This is a genomic window from Gordonia sp. NPDC003376, from assembly GCF_053589235.1.
In genome coordinates, this window is record NZ_JBSFRM010000044.1 from 1 (window position 1) to 19,314 (window position 19,314).

A 19,314-nucleotide genomic window follows, 5' to 3' on the forward strand; every position below is an offset into this window, starting at 1 on the left:
CCAACGCGACCACCTTGGTGGTGGTCACGCACCCAGCCCACGCTGCGGAGATTTCGACTCGGGTCCTCGCGATGCTCGGTCCCGGCTCAATCAGCGTTCGGGGGTACTCACTTCGCTCGGTCCCGGCTCAATCAGCGTTCGGGGTTTGCCGCTCCACGACCGGGGAGGTACTAGTGCCCAATCATCAACGGGCACAGATCGGTTGCGCAGACGAGGGTGTGCGCCTACATCGCAGTCGCCGCCCCGCGTCCTTTGCACCAGGACTTCGGTCGCCGGCGTCGCCTGTGGAATTCTCCGACAGCGGGTTCCCGATATCGGGATATCTTGACTCGCATGGGGAGACGCAACAGGACCACCTACCCGTCGTGGTCACCGCAGAATCTGGCACGGGTGCGCACGGAATTGCTCGGGGGACTCCAGAACATGACGATCTATATCGAGGAGCAGTTCGGGATGTTCGACGAGAGCATCGCAACCGTTGAGGAAATCCTGGAGTATCTCCAGGACCGTCATCCGTACCTCGATACCGATCTCGACGACGAAGAAGTCGACGATCTGGACTACCTCGATCCTGATCATGTGGAAGGAGAGGAGATGATCCACCAGGCCAGGGGATTGATCGAGATGCAGACGGTCCTCGCGGCGAACGTCTCCAACGCGTGGGGGATCGCGCAGATGGCAGCCACGGTCGTCCAGGCATCGCCCACGCTGTGGTTGCCGCGAGAGACCATGTCAGCCGTCCGCAGGGCGGCGCGGCCGAGCGCAGAGGAACGAACACTGCTCCGAATGCATCCGACCGGATTCCTCGTCTTCGAGGAATCCGCCGGTGTGGTCCCCGACGACGACTCGTCGTCCGCTGAAGCGACGGCACCCCTGGACGCCCTGGCGTGGTGGCCGTGCCCATATCAATTGACCGGCCGGAGGAACCATCTCGGTGTCGGGCACGCCGATCGGGGCAACGACATCGTCGTCCACGCATTCACCCGCGCACGGTTCGACAAACACAGCGGGGCAGGGGAGAACTGGGCGTCCGAGGTCTGGAAGAACTCGACACTGAGGCCGGCGAGCACGTTCGACCTTCCCCGGTACGGGAGCATGTTGCTCGAACTGACCGCGCGGGGACGGCCCTTCGATCGCGATTCGCAGGGCTTCCTCGAAACACTCGGTCAGTTGGTCGCCCGCGGCACCATCCGGCCGAGAGATCTCGTCATCCCCGCCGACCGTCGACGGTGGCACAGACCCGGCCACCCCGAACTGCCCGACCTCAGATCGGTGTCGGTCCTCCGCGCGGCGTGACCGTCCCCGGCCACCTCGGTAGGTTGTGGGCATGCCGTTCGATCCGCACTCCGCCACCGCCACTCCCGTCCGCGATGCGATGCTCGCACGCCGTTCGTCACCCAAGGTGACCGATGCCGGCCCCACCCACGACGAACTACTGGATCTGGTGGCGGCAGCCGGTCGTGTCGCCGACCACGCGAATCTGGCGCCGTGGCGGCTGATCGAACTACGTGATGATGACCGGGTGCGCTTTGCCGAGGCGATCGGACACATCAACGGCACCGAACCGTCCGACAAGCCCTTGCGCGCACCGCTGCTCATCGCGATCGTGTCGTCACCGACACCGCACCCCAAGGTCCCCACCTGGGAGCAGGAAGCGGTAGCGGCCGGCGTCGGACACGTCCTGAGCCTGCTGCTGGACGAGGCCGGGTACGGCGTCATCTGGCGCACCGGCCCGCTCGCGGCGTCACCGCAGATCGCCGAACTACACGGGCTCGCCGACACCGAGAAGCTGATGGGCTGGCTGTATGTCGGCGGCCGCACGGAGCGGGACACCCCGCGACGCCGGGTGGACGCATCCCGGTTCCTGACCCGATTTCCCTCCGCCGGCTGATCGCCCCGGGCGATCGGTCGGCCGATGCCGACAGGCCCACATCCATGAGGGGACGTGGGCCTGTCGGGCTGTTGGGAAGGCCCGGGTCAGATGACCGGCCGGCTGCTGCGGAACACACCGTCGGGGTCGGCGGCGTTCTTCGCGATCCGCAGCCGGGCGATCACCTCGGGGGAGAACGCCGCGGCGAGCGGATCGTCGTCGCCGAGCATCGACACCGAGAGCGGCCCACCGTAGAACTCCTCGATGTCGGCGAGGATCGCGGCGACCGACGCGTGAGCCGGGTCCATCGCCTCGGGAACCGGAACCATGGTCATGGCCATCACCGAATATGCGGCGGTGATCCGCCGGCACACGGCATTCTCCGACGGAGTGAGCAGGGCGCCGCCGAGGTGACGGATCTGGACCTGGAGCACGCCGCACGCCGGGGTGGCGGCCCGGGCGAGAATCGTGTCGATCACGTCTTCGTCGAGTCGTCCGAGCGTGGTGGTCCCGAGGTATGCCGGCGACGGATCATCGGGTTCCTCGCACACGGTGCCCACCTCACCTGGGGCGAGCGGACGGACGGTGTCACGGACGACGGTGCCGGCCGTGCGGACGGGGACCAGGAGCGCATCGAGCGCATCGAGGTCGCCGAGGAACACGGCGTCGATCGTGCACAGGGATTTTCCACGGATCTCCTCCGGTAGTTCGGGAATGGGCGGGAAATGCAGCATCGAGGCGAACAGCGTGAGCTCGTCGGGTGCGGTGGCGGTGACCTCCGCGAAGGCTCGCCACACGGCCGGCCCGTCGGTTGCGGGGAACACGAGGCGCCCCCCGCTGATCTCCGGTGCCGCGGTGAGGGAGAGCTCCACGGCGGTGACGATCGCGAAATCGCCTCCACCGCCGCGCAATGCCCACATGAGCTCGGGATCGGTGGAGTCGTCGATCCAACGGTGACGTCCGAGCCCGTCCACCACCTCGGCCGCCCGGACCGAATGGGCGCCGACGCCGGTTGCGCGCGAGAACAGCGACATCCCGCCGCCCAGGCAGAATCCGGTGACGCTGACGTCGCCGCTCGACCCCATCGGGCCGGTGAGGCCGGTCCCGTTCAGTGCGGTCTGCAGTTCCACCCACTTGACTCCGGCGCCGACGCGGGCGATGGCGTTGTCGGCGTCGATCCAGATATCGTCCAGTCCGCGCGTCCGGATCAGGATGGTGTCGTCGAGCGCGGTGGTGGCGCCGTGTCCGCCGGGCTGCGCCGACACCCGGACGCCGTGACGCAGTGCGAAACGCACCGCGGTCACCACATCGGCGGCGGACTCGGCGACGACCACTGCCGCCGGGCGCTGCGGCACTGCGAGATTCCAGGCCGCCGACGCCGCGGGCCAGTCCGGGTCGCCCGGCAGGACGAGGGTTCCGACGAGCATCACCGCCAGTTCCCCGAACGGTGGGTGCGTCGGGATCTGTTTCCCGGCGGCGGCCGGGATGTCGGTGTGTGAGGTTGCAGGAGTGGAGATTTCGTTCGTTGTCATGCCGACTACTGTGCGGCGCGATCCATGGTGCCCACCATCCCCAGAACCTGGGTGGTATATCCCCCAACTATGTGGGATACCCGCAATGCCCGGCTCGGCGCATACTTGGCCGATGAAGACTTTGCGTGCCGAATCCGCGCGGGCCGGTATCGACGCCCTCGCACGGTCCGGACTGCCGTGGGGTGAGTTCGGAATCGAGGCGATGGAGATCCTCCGCCGCGCGGTTCCCTTCGAGGGAGTGTGCTTCGGCAGCATCGATCCTGCCACCGACCTCGTCACCGGATCGGTCAAGATCGGCATCGACTCTCCTTGCGAGGTCGAGTTCGCCCACCACGAGTATGTGGAGGACGACATCTCCCTGTTCGCCGACCTCGCGCATCGCGAGTTCCCGGTCAGCATCCTGCACGAGGAAACCGACGGCGACCCACGACGGAGTTCGCGGTTCCGCGAGTTGTTCGAGCCCATGTTCGGGTTCGGTCACGAGATGCGGGCGGTCACCCGTGCCGGAGGTCGCACGTGGGGCGGTGTCTCGCTCTACCGGACGCACGAGAGCAGTGGATTCAGTCCCGCCGAGGCCCTGTTCCTCGACAGCGTCACCGACAGTCTCGCCCTCGGGGTCCGTGCGGGTCTCGTGGTGTCGGTGGCCGAATCGCAGATGCACCTCGACGTGCAGCCGGCCGAGAAGGGCCCGGCGGTCATCATCTTCGACGCCGACCAGAACGTCATCTCCGCGACCCCGGCGGCCACCCGCCGGATCGAGGAGCTGAACGGTGATCTGTGGGGCGAGATGCCGACCAGTGTGGCGTCCACGCTCGGGGCGGCGCGGGCATTGCTCGCGGGACGCTCGGATGCTGTCCCGCGGCTGATCGTCCGGGGTGCGAGCGGCGAATGGTTCGCCGTTCACGCCGCACCTCTCACCGGGCGCGATGGAGCTCGTCAGACCGTGGTGACCATCGAGACCGCCGGTCCGTCGGCGCTGCTGCCGCTGGTGGTGTCGACCTTCGGGCTCACTTCTCGCGAGAGCGAGGTGGTCGGTGCGGTCTTACGTGGTGATTCGACGACGGTGGTGGCCAAGTCCCTGCACATGTCGCCGTACACGGTGCAGGATCACCTGAAGTCGATCTTCGCCAAGGCCGGGGTGTCGAGCCGCCGCGAACTCATGTCTCGCGTGTACTTCGATCACTATGCCCCGCAGAAGAACGGGCAACTCGGCACGCACGGCTGGTTCGTGAACACCGCGGTCGCCACATAGAAGATCTCTCGTGGAACCAAACAATCTGGGCCAGAAGCCTTTCGCCGGATCACGTCTGCCCCGACCGATTTGACGAGTCGTCCGGGGAGCGCAACGCCCGCCAACTCAGTCCGCCGGCCGCGGCCCCCGTGGCGGCGAGCACGCCCAGAGCGATCGGCAGCGTCGCCACCGAGGCCACCGCGCCGACGAGCAGCGGACCACCTGCGTCGCCGAGTTCACGCCCGAGTTCGGCATTGCCCATCGTTCGACCCATCCGCTCCTCCGGAGTCGAGGCGGCCAGGTGTGCGAATGCCAGCGGAGTGACCACCCCGACCGTCAACCCGATCAGTACCGCCACCAGCATGAGCGTGACCGCGCCGGGCCAGACGGCCACGACGATCAGCCCCACCGCCGCGAGCATCAGTCCGCCGGTGGCACCGCGTCGGGTGTCGAGCCGGCCGTCGTCGCGGCGGCGACCCACGATCGGCTGGGTGAGGGCCGCGGCCACCGCGAGTACCGCGACCGCGGCCGCACCGAACAACGGATCGAGATCCAGCCGGGTGGACAGCAGCGGCAGAAAGCCCACGGCCACACCGAGAATCGCGGTGGTCGTCGCGAGGAGCAGGGTGGGGACGAGGAATCCGCGTTCGGTGGTCTGACGTACCAGATCGGCGACGGTGTAGCGGGGCCGAGGCTTCACCGGCAGCGCGGGCAGCGCGACCCATACCCACACCGCTGCTGCGGCGGCGCAGATCGCCAGGGCCAGATACACCGAACGGATGCCGACCCATCGGGTCAACGCGACACCGATCAGCGGTCCGATCACATAGCCCATGCTCTTCCAGGATCCGTACCGACCGAAGTAGCGGCCGAGTCGCGGCCCTCCGGCCAGCCGTGCCACCGCCGCCGACGAGGCCGGGGAGAAGGCGGAGGCCGCCGCCCCCTGACCGAACCGGGCCAGCGCCAGCGCCCAGGGACCCGCCCCGATGACCCCGAGCAGGGAGGCGAGTACGAACGACACCAGCCCGCCGAGGATCACGGGCTTGGTCCCGATCCGGTCGCTGAGCGACCCGAACACCGGCTTGAGGATCACCTCGGCGACGTCATAGAGCGCCAGTATCAACCCCAGCCCCAGCAAGGACAGGCCGATGTCGTCGGTCTCCACACCCAGCACGGCAGCCGTGCCGTGGGCACCGAATGCAGTGGTGAAGCCCGCCAGATAGAGGGGGCCCACGCCGCCGACCGCGTCGTTCTTCGTCACGAACGAGAATGTAACAGACGTTACCGACCAGATCGTGACAACGGATTCCGGCAGTAGTCGTCGGTGCTACCGTCGGCAGGTGACCGATGAACTCCGATGGCTGCTCGCCGTGGTCCAGGTTCCATCCGAGCCTTCCCGCCATCGGGTCGGCATCTGGCGCGAGTTGCGCCGTGCGGGAGCCGTGCCGGTGGCACAGGGAACATGGACGCTCCCGGCCACCGAGGCCTTCCGGCCGGTGCTCGATCGGGTCCACGGGCTGGCGGCCCACGGTGGGGGGATCGTCGCGGTGTTCGACGCCGACCCGCACGACTCGTCGGCACGCGCCTTCCTCGAGGACGCCTTCCGGGCAGCTCGGATCGACGAGTGGCACGAGTTCGACGCCGATTGCGGCAAGTTCATCGACGAGATCGCCCGAGAGATCTCGTCGGAGAAGTTCACCTTCGCCGAGCTCGAGGAGGAGGAGCAGAGTCTCGATCGGTTGCGTCGCTGGTTCCGGGAACTCAGGCGCCGTGACGTCCTCGAGCTACCCGAGACACTCGATGCCGCAGAGCGCCTGCGGGAGTGTGAATCCCGTCTCGAGAACTTCTCCGAGCGGGTCTACCGCCATATCCGCATCGCGGCGGACTGAGCCGCCGCGGCCACGATGGAGGGCCGTTCTGTCCGGCAATCGATCCCGTTCGGCCATCGATTCGCAGAAGCCCTTGACAACATACAACCAATCAGTTGTATATTTGCGGGGTGGAAGGCACCGACGAGGACCGGGCAGACGCCCTGTTCCACGCACTCTCCGACCGCACGCGCCGCGACATCCTCCGTCGCGTGCTGGCGGGGGAGCACTCGGTGTCGGCCCTGGCGGCGAACTACGACATGAGCTTCGCCGCGGTACAGAAGCACGTCGCCGTTCTCGAACGCGCCGGATTGCTCACCAAACGACGCAGTGGCCGTGAGCAACTCGCCACCGGTGACGTCACCGCCGTTCGAGCGGTGGCGACGATGCTGGCCGAATTCGAACAGGTCTGGCGAGGACGCATCGCCCGCATCGACGATCTCCTCGCACTCGACACGTCCACGGAGGAATGACCATGCCCGTCACCAATGTCTCTCACGACATCGACACCCTGACCATCACCATCACCGCCGAGTTCGCCGCTCCGATCGCCCGGGTGTGGCAGGTGTACGCCGATCCGCGCCAGTTGGAGAAGATCTGGGGGCCGCCCACGTTTCCGGCGACTGTCGTCGACCACGAGTTCACCCCGGGCGGTCGCGTGACCTACTACATGACCGGCCCCGAGGGCGAGAAATATGCCGGCTACTGGGAGATCCAGACGATCGACGAACCCCACGGGTTCAGCTTCGTCGACGGTTTCGCCGACGAGGACTTCGCGCCCGTCGCGAGCATGCCGGTGTCGACCAGCGAGTACCGCTTCGCCGCAAACGATCACGGCACCGTCGCCACCTTCGTCAGTACCTACGCGACAGCGGAGGCGCTGCAACAGGTCCTCGACATGGGGATTCTCGAAGGGGCGTCGTCGGCGATCAATCAGATCGACGACCTCCTCGCGGCCTGAGGTCCGTCATCGGGTTCCCGGTGTCGACCATTCCGGCACCGGGTCCACCGTATTCCCCTACGGTGTGACCGACGGCACATCATCAGCGATGTGTCCCATGATCGAGGGGCAGGGAGAGCCGATGACCACCGCGACCGATCCCACCACCGGGCAGGGTACCGAGCCATGGCGGTCACGCCGTAGCCATTGGAACAGCCAGCTTCACCGGCATGCGTTCATGATTCCCGACGAGGTCGCGGTGACCTACCTCGACAGATCGACCACCTGGCGCGAACTCGACGACCGGTCCCGCGCGTTCGCGGGCGCCCTGCAGCGCCGCGGCGTGCAGTTCGGTGACCGGGTCCTGATGGCCATGCTCAACCGCACCGAGTATCTCGAGGCGGTACTGGGCGCCAACCTGATCGGGGCCATTCCGGTCCCGGTGAACATCCGGATGGCCCCGGCCGAGGTGGCCTATCTGGTGACCGACAGCGGGGCGCGGGTCGTGGTCACCGAGCGACTCCTGGCACCGGTCGCCGACGCCGTCGTCACGGCCACGGGCTCGATCGACATGGTGGTCGTGGTGGACGGCAGCGACGCTCCCGGACACCTCGACTACGAGACGCTCGTGGCCGAGGACTCTTCGGACCTGCCGGAGATCGACGTGCCCGAGGACTCCGTGGCCCTGATCATGTACACCTCGGGTACGACCGGAAAACCCAAGGGCGCCATGCTGACCCACATCAATCTGCAGGCGCAGGCCGTCACCGCCATCGCGAGCACCGATCGCCACGACGACGACGTCGCCTCGGTCGTCCCGCCCATCTTCCACATCGCCGGCCTCGCCGCCTTCGCCCCGCTGTTGTACCTGGGGGTGCGGGCGGTGATCCATCCGCTCGGCGCCTTCGACGCCGCGACCATGCTCGACACCCTCGAACGTGAGGGCACCACATCGGTGTTCATGGTGCCGGCACAGTGGCAGCTCATCTGCGCCGAACAGCAGGCTCGTCCACGCGCACTGAAGCTACGGACGATCAGCTGGGGTGCCGCACCGGCCGCCGACTCGGTCCTCGCCGCGATGGCCGAGACCTTTCCGGACGCCGAGATCATGACGGCCTTCGGTCAGACGGAGATGTCGCCGGTGACCTGTTTGCTGCGCGGCAAGGACGCTCGTCGCAAGATCGGCTCGATCGGCACGGTGGTGCCCGGGGTGACCGCACGGATCGTCGACCCGCTGATGAACGATGTGAAGCCGGGGGAGGTCGGCGAGATCGTCTATCGCGGACCGAATCTCATGCAAGGCTACTGGGGCCGACCCGAGGCCACCGCCGAAGCGTTCCGCGGCGGCTGGTTCCACTCCGGTGATCTGGTCCGTGAGGACGAGGACGGATTCCTGTTCGTGGTGGACCGCGCCAAGGACATGATCATCTCCGGCGGGGAGAACATCTACTCCGCCGAGGTCGAGAACGTCCTCTTCGGGCATCCCGCGATCACCGAGGCCGCGGTGATCGCCCGCGCCGACGACCGTTGGGGCGAGGTACCGGTGGCGGTGGTCGTCCTGGCCGACCCCACGACCGATCTGACCCTGGGGGAGCTCGAACCCTATCTGAACGAGAACCTCGCCCGTTTCAAGCATCCCAAGGATCTCGTGATCATCGACGAGTTGCCCCGCAATGCCGGCGGCAAGGTGGTCAAGCCTCGACTGCGGGAGGCGTACGGCAGCAAGGACATCGGCCTACAGCACTGACCCCGTCGAATTCCGTTCTCCGCCAACCACTGAGACGCAGCATCCACCAGATCGAGCAGGACCTCCGTTCACCGACAACCGCCTGGAGGGCAAGGTCGCCCTGATCACGGGAGCCGCACGCGGCCAAGGGCGTTCCCGCCTGAGAACCGCGCGGAAACCACCACCTGCGCGGTAGACCCACCGCGCGCCTGGTGGTTGCGCGGGGAACTCCTATTCGGCCAACCGGGCTTCGATCAGGCGCCGGCACAGCGCCTCTGGTACGTCCTGGTCGTAACCGATCTTGAGAAACCCGGCACCGCAGTCATATCCGGCGTCGGCGACCTCGCCGGTGTATGCGCCGAAGAACTCCGGGCTGAAACGCAGGGAACAGTGCTTGCCGTAGGCCTGCAGCATCCAGAGTCGTTCACCGTCACGCAGATAGGCGGGTTGATTCCACTGCAGCTTCTCCTCGACGGCGGGCGCGTACGACAGGCTGATCCGTTGCAGTTCCCGCAGATGCGGGTGTTGCACCGGGGTCAGCCGAGCGTAGAAGTCATCGAGATCGGCACGTTTGGGCGCAGGCATATGCCGAACCTACCCGCGCTCCGGTATGTCGGTACACCGAACACCCCGACCGGCGAACAGCCGGGCCGACCACCCCGACCGGGTCTCTCCGGCGCTCAGCGGGTGATGGTGAAGTCGTACGCCGATTCCGCGTGCTGGGCGTCGTCGATCCCGTCGGCCTCGTGTTGGCGATCGGCCCGCAGACCGATGGTGAATTTCAGGGCCAGCGCGATCACGCCGGTCACCACCGTGGCGTAGGCGATGACGGCGAGCACGGCCACCACCTGTCTCCAGAGCTGGTCGACGCCGCCCCCGTAGAAGAGGCCGTCGATGCCGGCGGGTGCGGTCCGCGACGCGACCAGCCCGATCATCAGCATCCCCACCACGCCACTGACGAAGTGGACGCCGACGACGTCGAGCGAGTCGTCATAGCGCCAGCGGAACTTCAGCTCGATCGCCAGCGAGCTCACCGCCCCCGCCACCGCGCCCACCGCGAGTGCCCCGACCGGCGTCACCGACGAACACGACGGTGTGATCGCGACCAGTCCGGCGATCACACCGGATGCGGCGCCGAAGGAGGTCGGCCGACCGTGTCGGACCTGTTCGACGACCAGCCACGCGACCATCGACGCCGCACCCGCACCGAGTGTGTTGACCGCGATCACGGCCGCGCTACCGTTCGCTGCCAGCTCCGAGCCGGCGTTGAACCCGAACCACCCGAACCAGAGGAGACCGGCACCGAGCATGACGAACGGCAGGTTGTGCGGACGCATCGGATCCTTCGGCCACCCGGCGCGCCGCCCGAGCAACAGCGCCAGTACCAATGCCGATGCACCGGAGTTGATCTCCACGGCCGTCCCGCCGGCGAAGTCGATCGCCCGCAGATGGCTGACGATCCAGCCGCCGTGTGCCTCGGTCAGCCCGGGCGCACTGAACACCCAGTGGGCGATCGGGATGTAGACGAGTACCGACCACGCCGCCGCGAACGCCAGCCACGAGACGAACCTCATGCGGTCGGCCACCGCTCCGGCGATCAGCGCGACGGTGACCATCGCGAAGCCGGTCTGGAAGGCGACGAACAGGATCGCCGGGATGGTTCCGACCAGCGGTATGCCGGGCTGCGTTCCCTCGGTCCCGTAGGTGTGGTGCAACCCGGGGAAGGACGACAGGCTGCCGATCAGACCGGCGTGGTCGTCACCGAAGGCCAGGGAATAGCCGAATACGACCCACACGATCCAGACGATCGGGATGGCCGACAGGCACATCATCATCATGTTGAGCACGCTCTTCGAGCGCACCATGCCGCCGTAGAACAGCGCCAGCGCCGGGGTCATGAGCAGCACCAGGGCGAAGGCCGCCAGCATCCAGGCGGTGTTCGCCCCGTCGGGTGTGCCGTATATGGGGAACATGGTCACCTTCCGTCGCACGGGCGACGAAAGCCTACACTCCTCGCACGTGGCGCAGTGTCGTTGACCGACAAAGGATTCCGGCAAGTCGGGCGAATCGTCGAACCCGGGCGAGGACGGGTGACAGCTGGGCTACCCGAGGTGACCGTCGGCGACGTCGAGGGCACGATCGAGGATCTCCAGCCCGGCCCGCGCCTCGTCGGCGGTGACGGTGCACGGCGGGACGACGTGGATGCGGTTGAAGTTCGCGAACGGCAACAGCCCACCCGCCCTACACGCCGCGATCGTCTCGGTCATCGCCGGACTGCTGGAGCCGTAGGGTGCCAGGGGTTCCCGGGAGGCGCGGTCTGCAACCAGTTCGAGCGCCCAGAACACTCCGGCGCCACGCACCTCGCCGATACAGCGATGGCGCGCCGCCATCTCCCGCAGGCCCGGCCCGATCACCTCTGTGCCGATCGTCGCGGCGTTCTCGACGATCTGCTCGTCCTCCATCGCGCGGATGGTGGCCACCGCTGCCGCGGTCGCGAGCGGATGACCGGAGTAGGTCAGTCCGCCGGGATAAGGGCGGTGGGCGAAGGTCTCGGCGATCGCGGTGTTGATCACCACGCCGCCGAGAGGCACATAGCCGGAGTTGACACCCTTGGCGAAGGTGATCAGATCCGGGGTGACGTCGCCGTGTTCGAACGCGAACCACCGCCCGGTGCGGCCGAAACCGGCCATCACCTCGTCGGCGATGAACACGATGCCGTGGCGATCACAGATCTCCCGCACCCCGGTGAGATATCCGGGCGGCGGGACCATGATGCCCGCGGTTCCCGGAATGCTCTCGAGGACGATGGCCGCGATCGTCGACGGCCCTTCCATCCTGACCACCTCGTCGAGATACTCGAGTGCGCGCTCGCACTCCTGCTGCTGCGTCTCGGCGTGGAATCGCGAACGATACAGAAACGGGCCGAAGAAGTGGACCACCCCGCTGTTCGCGTGGTCGTTGGGCCAGCGGCGCGGGTCACCGGTCATGTTGATCGCGGTGTCGGTGCCGCCGTGGTACGAGCGGTAGCGGGTCAGCACCTTGTATCGGCCGGTGTGGAGGCGGGCCATCCGGACCGCATGTTCGTTGGCGTCGGCACCGGCATTGGTGAAGAACACCTTGTCCAGGCCGTCGGGGGTATGGCTGGTGATGAGCCGCGCCGCCTCCGACCGTGCGTCGTTGGCGTACTGGGGTGCGATCGTGCACAGCTTCGCGGCCTGGGCGGCGATCGCGGCCACCACCTTCGGGTGCTGGTGCCCGATGTTGGTGTTGACGAGCTGAGAGGAGAAGTCCAACAGTCGGTTTCCGTCGCCGTCCCACACATACGATCCCGCCGAGGCGGTGATCGTCATCGGGGAGATCTCGGCCTGTGCCGACCACGAGTGGAAGACGTGCTTGCGGTCGAGCTCATACGTCCGTCGGGCCTCGGCGCGTGCTTCGTCGTGACCCAGACCGTTGGGCAGCGTGCCGGTCACGCTCGTCTCGGTGGCAGGGCCATCCTCGATGATGCTCACGGGTCTGTTCCTCACACGTTCTGGGGGAAGCCGAGGTCGAGCTCGGGTGTGGTGGCCGTTGCGGCGCGGTCGGTGCGGGCGAGGAAGGCGTCGGTCTCGATCCAGCGGGTCGTGATCGCCTTGGTGCGGGTGAAGAAGTGCACACCCTCCACACCGTGGGCGTGGCTGTCCCCGAACAGCGACGCCTTCCAGCCACCGAAGCTGTAATAGGCCATCGGAACCGGGATCGGCACGTTGATCCCCACCATGCCCACCTCGACCTCGTTCTGGAACCGTCGCGCCGCCGCACCGTTCGCGGTGAAGATCGCGGTGCCGTTGCCGAACGGATTCCGGTTGACCAGTTCGAGGGCCTCGTCATAGGAATCCACACGAACCACACTCAGAACCGGACCGAAGATCTCGTCGGTGTAGATGCTCATGTCGGAGCTGACGTGGTCGATCAGCGAGGGTCCCAACCAGAAACCGTCGGCGTCACCGTCGGGCTGCACCGTCCGCCCGTCGAGGACGAGGGTGGCTCCGTCGGCCTCGCCGGCGTCGACATAGGCTGCCACCTTGTCCCGGTGCACCCGGGTCACCAAGGGGCCCATGTCGCAGTTGCGGGTTCCGTCACCGGTCCGGATGGCTGCGGCGCGTTCGGCGATCCGACCGACGAGGTCGTCGGCGATGTCACCGACGGCCACGCACACCGAAATCGCCATGCAGCGTTCACCGGCGGATCCGAAGCCGGCGTTCACCATCGCATCGGCGGCGACGTCGAGGTCGGCGTCGGGCAGCACGATGGCATGGTTCTTCGCCCCACCCAGTGCCTGTACGCGTTTGCCCGCGGCCGTGCCGGTGGCATAGACGTACTGCGCGATCGGGGTGGACCCGACAAAGCTGATCGCCTTGATCGCGGGGTTGGTCAGCAGTTCGTCCACGGCGGTCTTGTCGCCCTGGAGGACGTTGAAGACTCCATCCGGGAGGCCGGCCTCTTTCCACAGCTCGGCGAGCCACAGCGACGCCGACGGATCCTTCTCCGACGGCTTGAGGACCACCGTGTTGCCGGCGGCGACAGCGACGGGGAAGAACCACATCGGCACCATCGCCGGAAAGTTGAACGGCGAGATGATGCCCACCGGCCCCACCGGCTGGGCCACGGAGTGGACGTCGATCTTGGTCGACGCATTCTCGGTGAATCCACCCTTGAGTAGATGCGCTATCCCACACGCGAATTCGACGACCTCTTGACCGCGGGTCACCTCGCCGAGCGCATCCGAGACCACCTTGCCGTGTTCGGCGGTGATGATCTCGGCCAGCTCACCCTTGCGTACGTTGAGCAGTTCCCGGAAGCGGAACAGGATCTCGGTGCGCCTGGCCAGCGATGTGTCCCGCCACGCCGGGAACGCGGCGGCCGCGGCATCGATCACCGCCCGCGCATCCGCGACGTCGGCCAGCACGACCCGAGCGGTCACCTCGCCGGTCGCCGGATTCGTCACCGGCGCGGTCGCATTCGACGCACCCGGGAACACCTTGTTGTTGACCCAATGAGAAACGGTGGTCATCAGGACCTCTCTGGTCGAAGCGGATACCGGGTCACACCGACCCGGCGTACCGTTCCAGTCTCGGTCCCGAGGAGCAGCCGCGGTGGTGACGACATGTACGCGTTTCGGTGGCCGGATTTACACTCTGTCAATGAGCATCACGGTGCGTGACGTCCTCGGACTCCCCGAACTGCAACGCGGGGATCCCGTCGTGCTCAGTGATCGGCGCATCGACGACACCATCCGGTGGGTACACGTGGGCGACGTCCCCGATCTGTCCGGACTGCTCACCGGTGGCGAGTTGATCCTGACCACCGGAGCGTCGCTGGCGAACTGGCCGCAGCGATACCTTCAGGGGTTGTCGAGTTCCGGTGCGGTGGGTGTGGTCGTCGAACTCGGGTCGGCCGTTCCCACGCTCCCCGACGCGGTCACGCAACTCGCGCGCGATGCCGGCCTGGCCCTGATCGTCCTGCGTCGGTCGGTGCGCTTCGTCGACGTCACCGAGGCGGTGCATCGACGGTTGGTTGCCGAGCAGTACGAGGTCGTCGCCTTCGATCGGCTGGTCCACGAGACCTTCACCGAGTTGAGCATGAACCGCGCGTCGGTGGACGAGATCGTGGCTGCCGCGGCCCATATGCTCGACGAGCCTGTCGTCCTCGAGGATCTGTCGCATCAGCTGCTCACCTCCACGATCGCACCCCATGCCGACACCGCGATCACGCTCTACGACTGGGAGCGGCGCTCCCGACGGAACCCGGAGGACAGCGCCGGGACCGAACCCTGGGTGTGGTCGACGGTCGGACCGCGAGGGGAGGCGTGGGGACGGGTGATAGTCCCGCGCGCCCCGGCCGAGCGTGACCGCACGGTCCGGGTGCTCGAACGTGCCGGTGCCGCATTGGCGCTCAACCGGATGATCGAACGCGACCGGACGAGCCTGCATCAACGAGCCCAGAGCGGACTGATCGACGACGTCGTCGACCGACGGATCTCCGCCGAGTCCGAGATCGCCGCCCGCGCACACGCACTCGGACTCGCACGTGCTCGCCAGTACTGGCCGGTGGTCGTCCGGGTCGACACCGCCGCCCCCGACACCGATCCGCTTGCGGCGCAACGCCGGTCCACCCAGCTTCTCGAGGCGATCTCCCACACGGTGCGTTCGGTCGGCCACACCGGCTTGTTCACCCTGCGACCCCACGGTGACATCCATGCCGTCCTCGCACTGCGGCCGGGCCGTGGCCGGGATACGGAATCGACGTTGACCGCCCTGGCCGACCGCCTGCACGAGGCGGTCGGCCGCACTGCCGGCGCCCACCGCTGCACGGTGGCGGTCGGCGAACCCGACGCCCGGCTGATCCCGGCGATCCGAGCCCTCGCGGACACCGCCCACATCGCGGAGGTGGCCGGCGCCATGTCCGGACGACGGCGGCCCTATTACCGGGCCACCGACACCCGGCTGCGTGGCCTCATCGCCGTGTTGAAGGATGATCCGCGTGTCCAGGCCTTCGCCGAAACCGAGTTGCGCCGCCTCCTCAACGACGCCCCCGAGCACCTCGACCTGCTCCGAAATCATGTGCAACTCAACGGGAACAAGGTCGCGGTCGCACAGCGGATGCACATCAGCAGACCCGCGCTCTACAAGCGCCTGCGCGCCGTCGAGGAGATCCTCGGGGTGGACCTGTCCGATCCGGAATCGCTGTTGTCGCTGTCGGTGGCGACCCTGATCTACGACGTGCGGCGCGCCGCCCGCACCGATGGCGAACGCCCTACCTGACCGGATGCGTCGTCACCGACACCGCGAAGTCGATGATGGCCGAAGCCACCGCGGCCGGCGCCGAGAGCTGTGGTGCGTGGTCGCTGTCCAGGGTGACCTGCGTTGCTCCCGGAACCAGATCCTGCATCTGCCGCTGCGCCTGGATCGGTACCGACCGGTCCAGTGTGGCCTCGATGTAGCACCGGGGTAGCCGGCCGAATCGTTCCGGGGTCCAGGTGGGGGAGATGAGGCGGGCGGACTCGCGTTGCGGCACCATCTTCCGGGCTGCGGACACTGCGTCGTCGGGTGCGGCCTCGTGGAAGAAGATCGTCGCGGCCGCCTCCGCCGGTACCGTCGACAACGCACCGTCGGTGCTGTACTCCAGGTAGCGCGAGATCCCCACGGGCGCTGTGAGTCCGGCGCGATCACAGGCGTCGACGAACGACCCACCGGAGGGCAACATCATGCCTGCCACATAGACCACACCCGCGACGCGTTCGGCGAGCGCCTCGGCGACATTCGTGGCGACCACGCCGCCGCCGGAATGACCGACGATCACCACCGGCCCCTCGACGTCGGCGATCTGTCCGATCACCGCGGCGACGACATCGTCGAGCTCGGCGGGTTCGTCGAGGGTGCCGCCGACCCCGGGCAGGGTCACCGGGATCGGTCGCATGCCCGCGTCGGTGAACGGTTCCAGAAGCGGGTTCCACACCCAGCTCCCGGCCCACGCACCGTGGATCAGGACGACGGCGGGCCCGGTCACGCCATCCAGCCCTTCGCTGCGGCGAGCACGCGGCCCGCCTCACGCACCGCGGCCGTGTTCGCCTTGCCCTGACGGGATCCGGCGAGTTTGGCGGAGATGTGGTCACGGACGGTGATCGGCTCGTAGGCCAGTCCGTCGTCGGCGTCGAGATGGCTGGGCAGGGTGGCGATGGTGGCATCGATGTTGCCGTCGTGGAAGAACGCGACCGATCGACGACGCTTGATCGTTCCGTCCACGATCGGCGGCTTGACCCGATGGAGTGTCGAGGTCCACCGGTCGTTCGTCAGGCGTGCGGTGAGGTCGCCGAGGTTGATCAGGAGTGCACCGTCGAGCGGCTGCACGTCGTGCCAGACACCGTCGCCGCCCAGCACCTGCAGCCCCGCGACCTGGTCGGCCCACAACACGGTGACCAGTCCGAAGTCGGTGTGTTCGCCCATGCCGGTGAGTTCGCCGTCGAGGGTGACGGTGCCCTCCGGCAGCGCATAGTTGTTCATCCGCAGCACGTCCACAGAGTGATCGGTCAGACACTCGAAGTAGTCGCTCGGCAGATCCAGCGCGTCGGCGAAGACGGTGGTCAGTGTGCGTGCCACGCGAGCCGCATGGTCGTAGTAGGCCTCGATACGCGGACGGAAGTCGGGGATGTCCGGCCAGACGTTGATCCCGTAGTCGTCCTCGGACAGGTCGAGTTCGGGGTACCAGCGTGCCTCGGCACCGACGTTGAATGCCTCGAAGAAGTCGTTCATCCGGCTCGCCGACTCCAGACCGAGGCTCAGACTGAGGGATTCGCTCTTCGGTGGCGTGTAGCCACGATTGCCCGGCGCACGATGGCCCTTCTTCTCGTCCAGCGACTGGGCGAAGAAGTCGTCGACCGCGCCGGCCAGGTCGGCGATCGCCGCCTGAGGGACGCCGTGACCGAGGATCTGCACGAATCCCACTGTGGAACAGGCGATGTCCATCTGTCGCGCGGCCTCGGCACGATCGGCCGTACTGCCACCGGCGGTGTAGGCGCTGATGTCGACGACGGGAACGTCGAAGGGGGGAACAGCAGAAGCGGTGGGGGTGTCAGCGTGCGGCATCGGTGTCTCCGATCGGTAGGTGGTTCGGGTCGTCAGTGGTGCGGGACAGGGCACTCTGGTCTGTTGCTTCCAGGCTCGGGGCATCCGGGCTCGGGGTACCCACGGTCAGGGCATCACGTGCGTGCTCGCCGAGCCGGGTGTGGTTGAGGACGAGGTTGAGCAGGAAGGCGGTGATCGCGGCGAGCGTGATCCCGCTGCCGAGGACGATCTGGGCGGAGTCCGGGAACTTGGTGAACATGCCCGGGATGAAGGTGGGCAGCATACCGATTCCGACGGCCACCGAGGCGATGGTCATGTTGATCGGGTCGCCGAGATCGACCGACCGCAATGTGTTGACGCCGACGATCGCGACCACGGCGAACATGATCAGACCGACCCCGCCGATCACCGGACCGGGCACACCGGCGACGAAGGCACCGAGTTTCGGGATCAGACCGAGCACGATCAGGATGACGCCACTCACCGCGGTGACGTAGCGGCTGAACACCCGGGTCGTGGCGACGGCACCCACGTTGTTCGTGTAGACGGTGTCGATGAAGGCGTTGAAGACCGCACCGAGGATGCCGGAGATGCTGTCGCCGGTGAGGCCACGGGCCAGATCGCCTCTGCTGACATGCTTTCCGGTGATCTCGCTCAGAGCGAGGATGCTCGCGGTCGATTCGGCGAACACCACGACCATCACGATCGACATCGCGACCACCGCGGTGACGGGGAACTCCGGCGGACCGAAGTGGAACGGTTGCGGAATTCCGACCCAGGCGGCGTCACCGACGGCGTCCAAGTTGTACATACCCATCGGAATCGCGATGGCGGTACCGACGACGAGCGCCAGGAGTACGCCGAGCTGGCGCCACATGCCGCGGCCGAGGCAGAGGATCCCGACCGCGATGGCGATGATCAGTACGGCGAGTCCGATGTTGCCGGGGGAGGCGTAGTCGGCGGCCGCAGGATCGCTGCCCACGATCAGGCCGCCGGCGACACCGATGAGCGACAGTCCGACGACGGTCAGCACCGCGCCGGTGACGAGCGGCGGGAAGAACTTGAGCAGACCGGCGAACAGCCACGCGAGCGGGATGCCGATGATCCCGCCGATGAGCATCGACCCGTAGACGGCGGGCATTCCGTACTCGTGGGCGATGAGGATCATCGGGGTGAGCGAGGCGAACGTCCCGCCGCAGATGATCGGTAGTCGGACACCCACCGCACGGCCGATACCGAGACTCTGGATGAGGGTGATCACGCCGGAGATCAGGAGGTCGGCAGAGATCAGGATGGCGATGTCTGCGGCGTCCAGGCCGACCGCGGCACCGAAGATCAGCGGGACGCTGACGCAGCCGGTGTACATGATCAGCACGTGCTGGATGCCGAAGATCACGAGTCGGGGGATCGGTGGACGAACGTCGACCGGGTGGACCTCCGGACGTGCCGGCAAGTCGGAGATTGCGGTCATGGGACACTCCATGTCGTAGGAACACAGAGTATTCTCCAGACTAATATTTCATAATCTGAGTCGATCCTGTTAC

General features: G+C 67.2%; 17 protein-coding genes. 8 read left to right on the top strand and 9 right to left on the bottom strand.

Annotation, left to right across the window (positions count from 1 at the left end; translation table 11 throughout):
- The first annotated feature begins 333 nt into the window (after positions 1-333).
- Both ACWDUA_RS24750 and ACWDUA_RS24755 read left to right on the top strand, forming a co-directional pair.
- Positions 334-1,296 carry a hypothetical protein gene (locus tag ACWDUA_RS24750; protein ID WP_449753677.1) on the top strand — a complete coding sequence of 321 codons (963 nt, stop codon included), beginning with the start codon at positions 334-336 and terminating at the stop codon, positions 1,294-1,296.
- A 31-nt stretch (positions 1,297-1,327) separates the two neighbouring features.
- Positions 1,328-1,891 carry a nitroreductase family protein gene (locus ACWDUA_RS24755; RefSeq protein WP_449753678.1) on the top strand — a complete coding sequence of 188 codons (564 nt, stop codon included), beginning with the start codon at positions 1,328-1,330 and terminating at the stop codon, positions 1,889-1,891.
- Between the two features lie 86 nt (positions 1,892-1,977).
- On the opposite strand, the gene ACWDUA_RS24760 is transcribed toward ACWDUA_RS24755, so the two are convergent.
- Positions 1,978-3,402 carry an FAD-binding oxidoreductase gene (locus ACWDUA_RS24760; protein WP_449753679.1) on the bottom strand — a complete coding sequence of 475 codons (1,425 nt, stop codon included), beginning with the start codon at positions 3,400-3,402 and terminating at the stop codon, positions 1,978-1,980.
- Between the two features lie 112 nt (positions 3,403-3,514).
- On the opposite strand from ACWDUA_RS24760, the gene ACWDUA_RS24765 reads away from it, so the two are divergent.
- Positions 3,515-4,654, top strand: a complete 1,140-nt coding sequence (locus ACWDUA_RS24765) for a helix-turn-helix transcriptional regulator (RefSeq protein ID WP_449753680.1) — start codon at positions 3,515-3,517, stop codon at positions 4,652-4,654.
- Between the two features lie 49 nt (positions 4,655-4,703).
- Here the strand turns inward: ACWDUA_RS24765 and ACWDUA_RS24770 are convergent, their stop codons facing one another.
- Positions 4,704-5,894: an MFS transporter gene (locus ACWDUA_RS24770; RefSeq protein WP_449753681.1), complete on the bottom strand. Its 1,191-nt coding sequence runs from the start codon at positions 5,892-5,894 to the stop codon at positions 4,704-4,706.
- Between the two features lie 79 nt (positions 5,895-5,973).
- Here ACWDUA_RS24770 and ACWDUA_RS24775 point away from each other — a divergent pair, with 79 nt between their 5' ends.
- The 4 genes from ACWDUA_RS24775 to fadD5 all read left to right on the top strand — a co-directional run bounded on the left by ACWDUA_RS24775 (position 5,974) and on the right by fadD5 (position 9,188).
- The gene (locus tag ACWDUA_RS24775) at positions 5,974-6,522 is read left to right on the top strand and encodes a Chromate resistance protein ChrB (RefSeq protein ID WP_449753682.1); all 549 of its coding nucleotides are present in this window, start codon (positions 5,974-5,976) and stop codon (positions 6,520-6,522) included.
- 110 nt (positions 6,523-6,632) lie between these two features.
- On the top strand, positions 6,633-6,974 hold the full coding sequence (locus ACWDUA_RS24780) for an ArsR/SmtB family transcription factor (protein WP_449753683.1): 342 nt from the start codon (positions 6,633-6,635) through the stop codon (positions 6,972-6,974).
- A gap of 2 nt (positions 6,975-6,976) precedes the next feature.
- A complete protein-coding gene (locus ACWDUA_RS24785; RefSeq protein WP_449753684.1) occupies positions 6,977-7,462 on the top strand; it encodes an SRPBCC family protein in 486 nt (161 codons plus the stop codon).
- A gap of 121 nt (positions 7,463-7,583) precedes the next feature.
- Positions 7,584-9,188 carry a fatty-acid--CoA ligase FadD5 gene (fadD5, locus tag ACWDUA_RS24790; RefSeq protein WP_449753685.1) on the top strand — a complete coding sequence of 535 codons (1,605 nt, stop codon included), beginning with the start codon at positions 7,584-7,586 and terminating at the stop codon, positions 9,186-9,188.
- A gap of 210 nt (positions 9,189-9,398) precedes the next feature.
- Here fadD5 and ACWDUA_RS24795 read toward each other — a convergent pair whose 3' ends face one another.
- The 4 genes from ACWDUA_RS24795 to ACWDUA_RS24810 form a co-directional block, all read right to left on the bottom strand.
- Positions 9,399-9,752: an iron chaperone gene (locus ACWDUA_RS24795; RefSeq protein WP_449753686.1), complete on the bottom strand. Its 354-nt coding sequence runs from the start codon at positions 9,750-9,752 to the stop codon at positions 9,399-9,401.
- Positions 9,753-9,847: 95 nt separating this feature from the next.
- The gene (locus tag ACWDUA_RS24800) at positions 9,848-11,140 is read right to left on the bottom strand and encodes an ammonium transporter (RefSeq protein WP_449753687.1); all 1,293 of its coding nucleotides are present in this window, start codon (positions 11,138-11,140) and stop codon (positions 9,848-9,850) included.
- 129 nt (positions 11,141-11,269) lie between these two features.
- Positions 11,270-12,670, bottom strand: a complete 1,401-nt coding sequence (locus tag ACWDUA_RS24805; protein WP_449753706.1) for an aminotransferase class III-fold pyridoxal phosphate-dependent enzyme — start codon at positions 12,668-12,670, stop codon at positions 11,270-11,272.
- 20 nt (positions 12,671-12,690) lie between these two features.
- Positions 12,691-14,220, bottom strand: a complete 1,530-nt coding sequence (locus ACWDUA_RS24810) for a CoA-acylating methylmalonate-semialdehyde dehydrogenase (protein ID WP_449753688.1) — start codon at positions 14,218-14,220, stop codon at positions 12,691-12,693.
- A gap of 130 nt (positions 14,221-14,350) precedes the next feature.
- On the opposite strand from ACWDUA_RS24810, the gene ACWDUA_RS24815 reads away from it, so the two are divergent.
- A complete protein-coding gene (locus ACWDUA_RS24815) occupies positions 14,351-15,970 on the top strand; it encodes a PucR family transcriptional regulator (RefSeq protein WP_449753689.1) in 1,620 nt (539 codons plus the stop codon).
- On the opposite strand, the gene ACWDUA_RS24820 is transcribed toward ACWDUA_RS24815, so the two are convergent.
- The 3 genes from ACWDUA_RS24820 to ACWDUA_RS24830 are packed head-to-tail and all read right to left on the bottom strand — an operon-like array spanning position 15,963 to position 19,241.
- Complete coding sequence (locus tag ACWDUA_RS24820) at positions 15,963-16,715, bottom strand: alpha/beta fold hydrolase (RefSeq protein WP_449753690.1); 753 nt, start codon at positions 16,713-16,715, stop codon at positions 15,963-15,965. The two genes, ACWDUA_RS24815 and ACWDUA_RS24820, sit on opposite strands and share 8 nt — an antisense overlap.
- Positions 16,712-17,791: an isopenicillin N synthase family dioxygenase gene (locus ACWDUA_RS24825; protein ID WP_449753691.1), complete on the bottom strand. Its 1,080-nt coding sequence runs from the start codon at positions 17,789-17,791 to the stop codon at positions 16,712-16,714. The genes ACWDUA_RS24820 and ACWDUA_RS24825 overlap by 4 nt, the downstream gene beginning before the upstream one ends.
- Positions 17,778-19,241, bottom strand: coding sequence for a uracil-xanthine permease family protein (locus tag ACWDUA_RS24830; protein WP_449753692.1), 1,464 nt, complete (start codon positions 19,239-19,241; stop codon positions 17,778-17,780). Before ACWDUA_RS24830 ends, ACWDUA_RS24825 begins: the two co-directional genes overlap by 14 nt.
- Between the last annotated feature and the right edge of the window lie 73 nt (positions 19,242-19,314).

Bases quoted from the DNA above. Each gene is read 5' to 3' on its own strand.
- ACWDUA_RS24750 (WP_449753677.1), top strand. From the start codon at position 334: ATGGGGAGACGCAACAGGACCACCTACCCGTCGTGGTCACCGCAGAAT.
- ACWDUA_RS24755 (WP_449753678.1), top strand. From the start codon at position 1,328: ATGCCGTTCGATCCGCACTCCGCCACCGCCACTCCCGTCCGCGATGCG.
- ACWDUA_RS24760 (WP_449753679.1), bottom strand. From the start codon at position 3,402: ATGACAACGAACGAAATCTCCACTCCTGCAACCTCACACACCGACATC.
- ACWDUA_RS24765 (WP_449753680.1), top strand. From the start codon at position 3,515: ATGAAGACTTTGCGTGCCGAATCCGCGCGGGCCGGTATCGACGCCCTC.
- ACWDUA_RS24785 (WP_449753684.1), top strand. From the start codon at position 6,977: ATGCCCGTCACCAATGTCTCTCACGACATCGACACCCTGACCATCACC.
- fadD5 (WP_449753685.1), top strand. From the start codon at position 7,584: ATGACCACCGCGACCGATCCCACCACCGGGCAGGGTACCGAGCCATGG.
- ACWDUA_RS24795 (WP_449753686.1), bottom strand. From the start codon at position 9,752: ATGCCTGCGCCCAAACGTGCCGATCTCGATGACTTCTACGCTCGGCTG.
- ACWDUA_RS24800 (WP_449753687.1), bottom strand. From the start codon at position 11,140: ATGTTCCCCATATACGGCACACCCGACGGGGCGAACACCGCCTGGATG.
- ACWDUA_RS24810 (WP_449753688.1), bottom strand. From the start codon at position 14,220: ATGACCACCGTTTCTCATTGGGTCAACAACAAGGTGTTCCCGGGTGCG.
- ACWDUA_RS24815 (WP_449753689.1), top strand. From the start codon at position 14,351: ATGAGCATCACGGTGCGTGACGTCCTCGGACTCCCCGAACTGCAACGC.
- ACWDUA_RS24825 (WP_449753691.1), bottom strand. From the start codon at position 17,791: ATGCCGCACGCTGACACCCCCACCGCTTCTGCTGTTCCCCCCTTCGAC.
- ACWDUA_RS24830 (WP_449753692.1), bottom strand. From the start codon at position 19,241: ATGACCGCAATCTCCGACTTGCCGGCACGTCCGGAGGTCCACCCGGTC.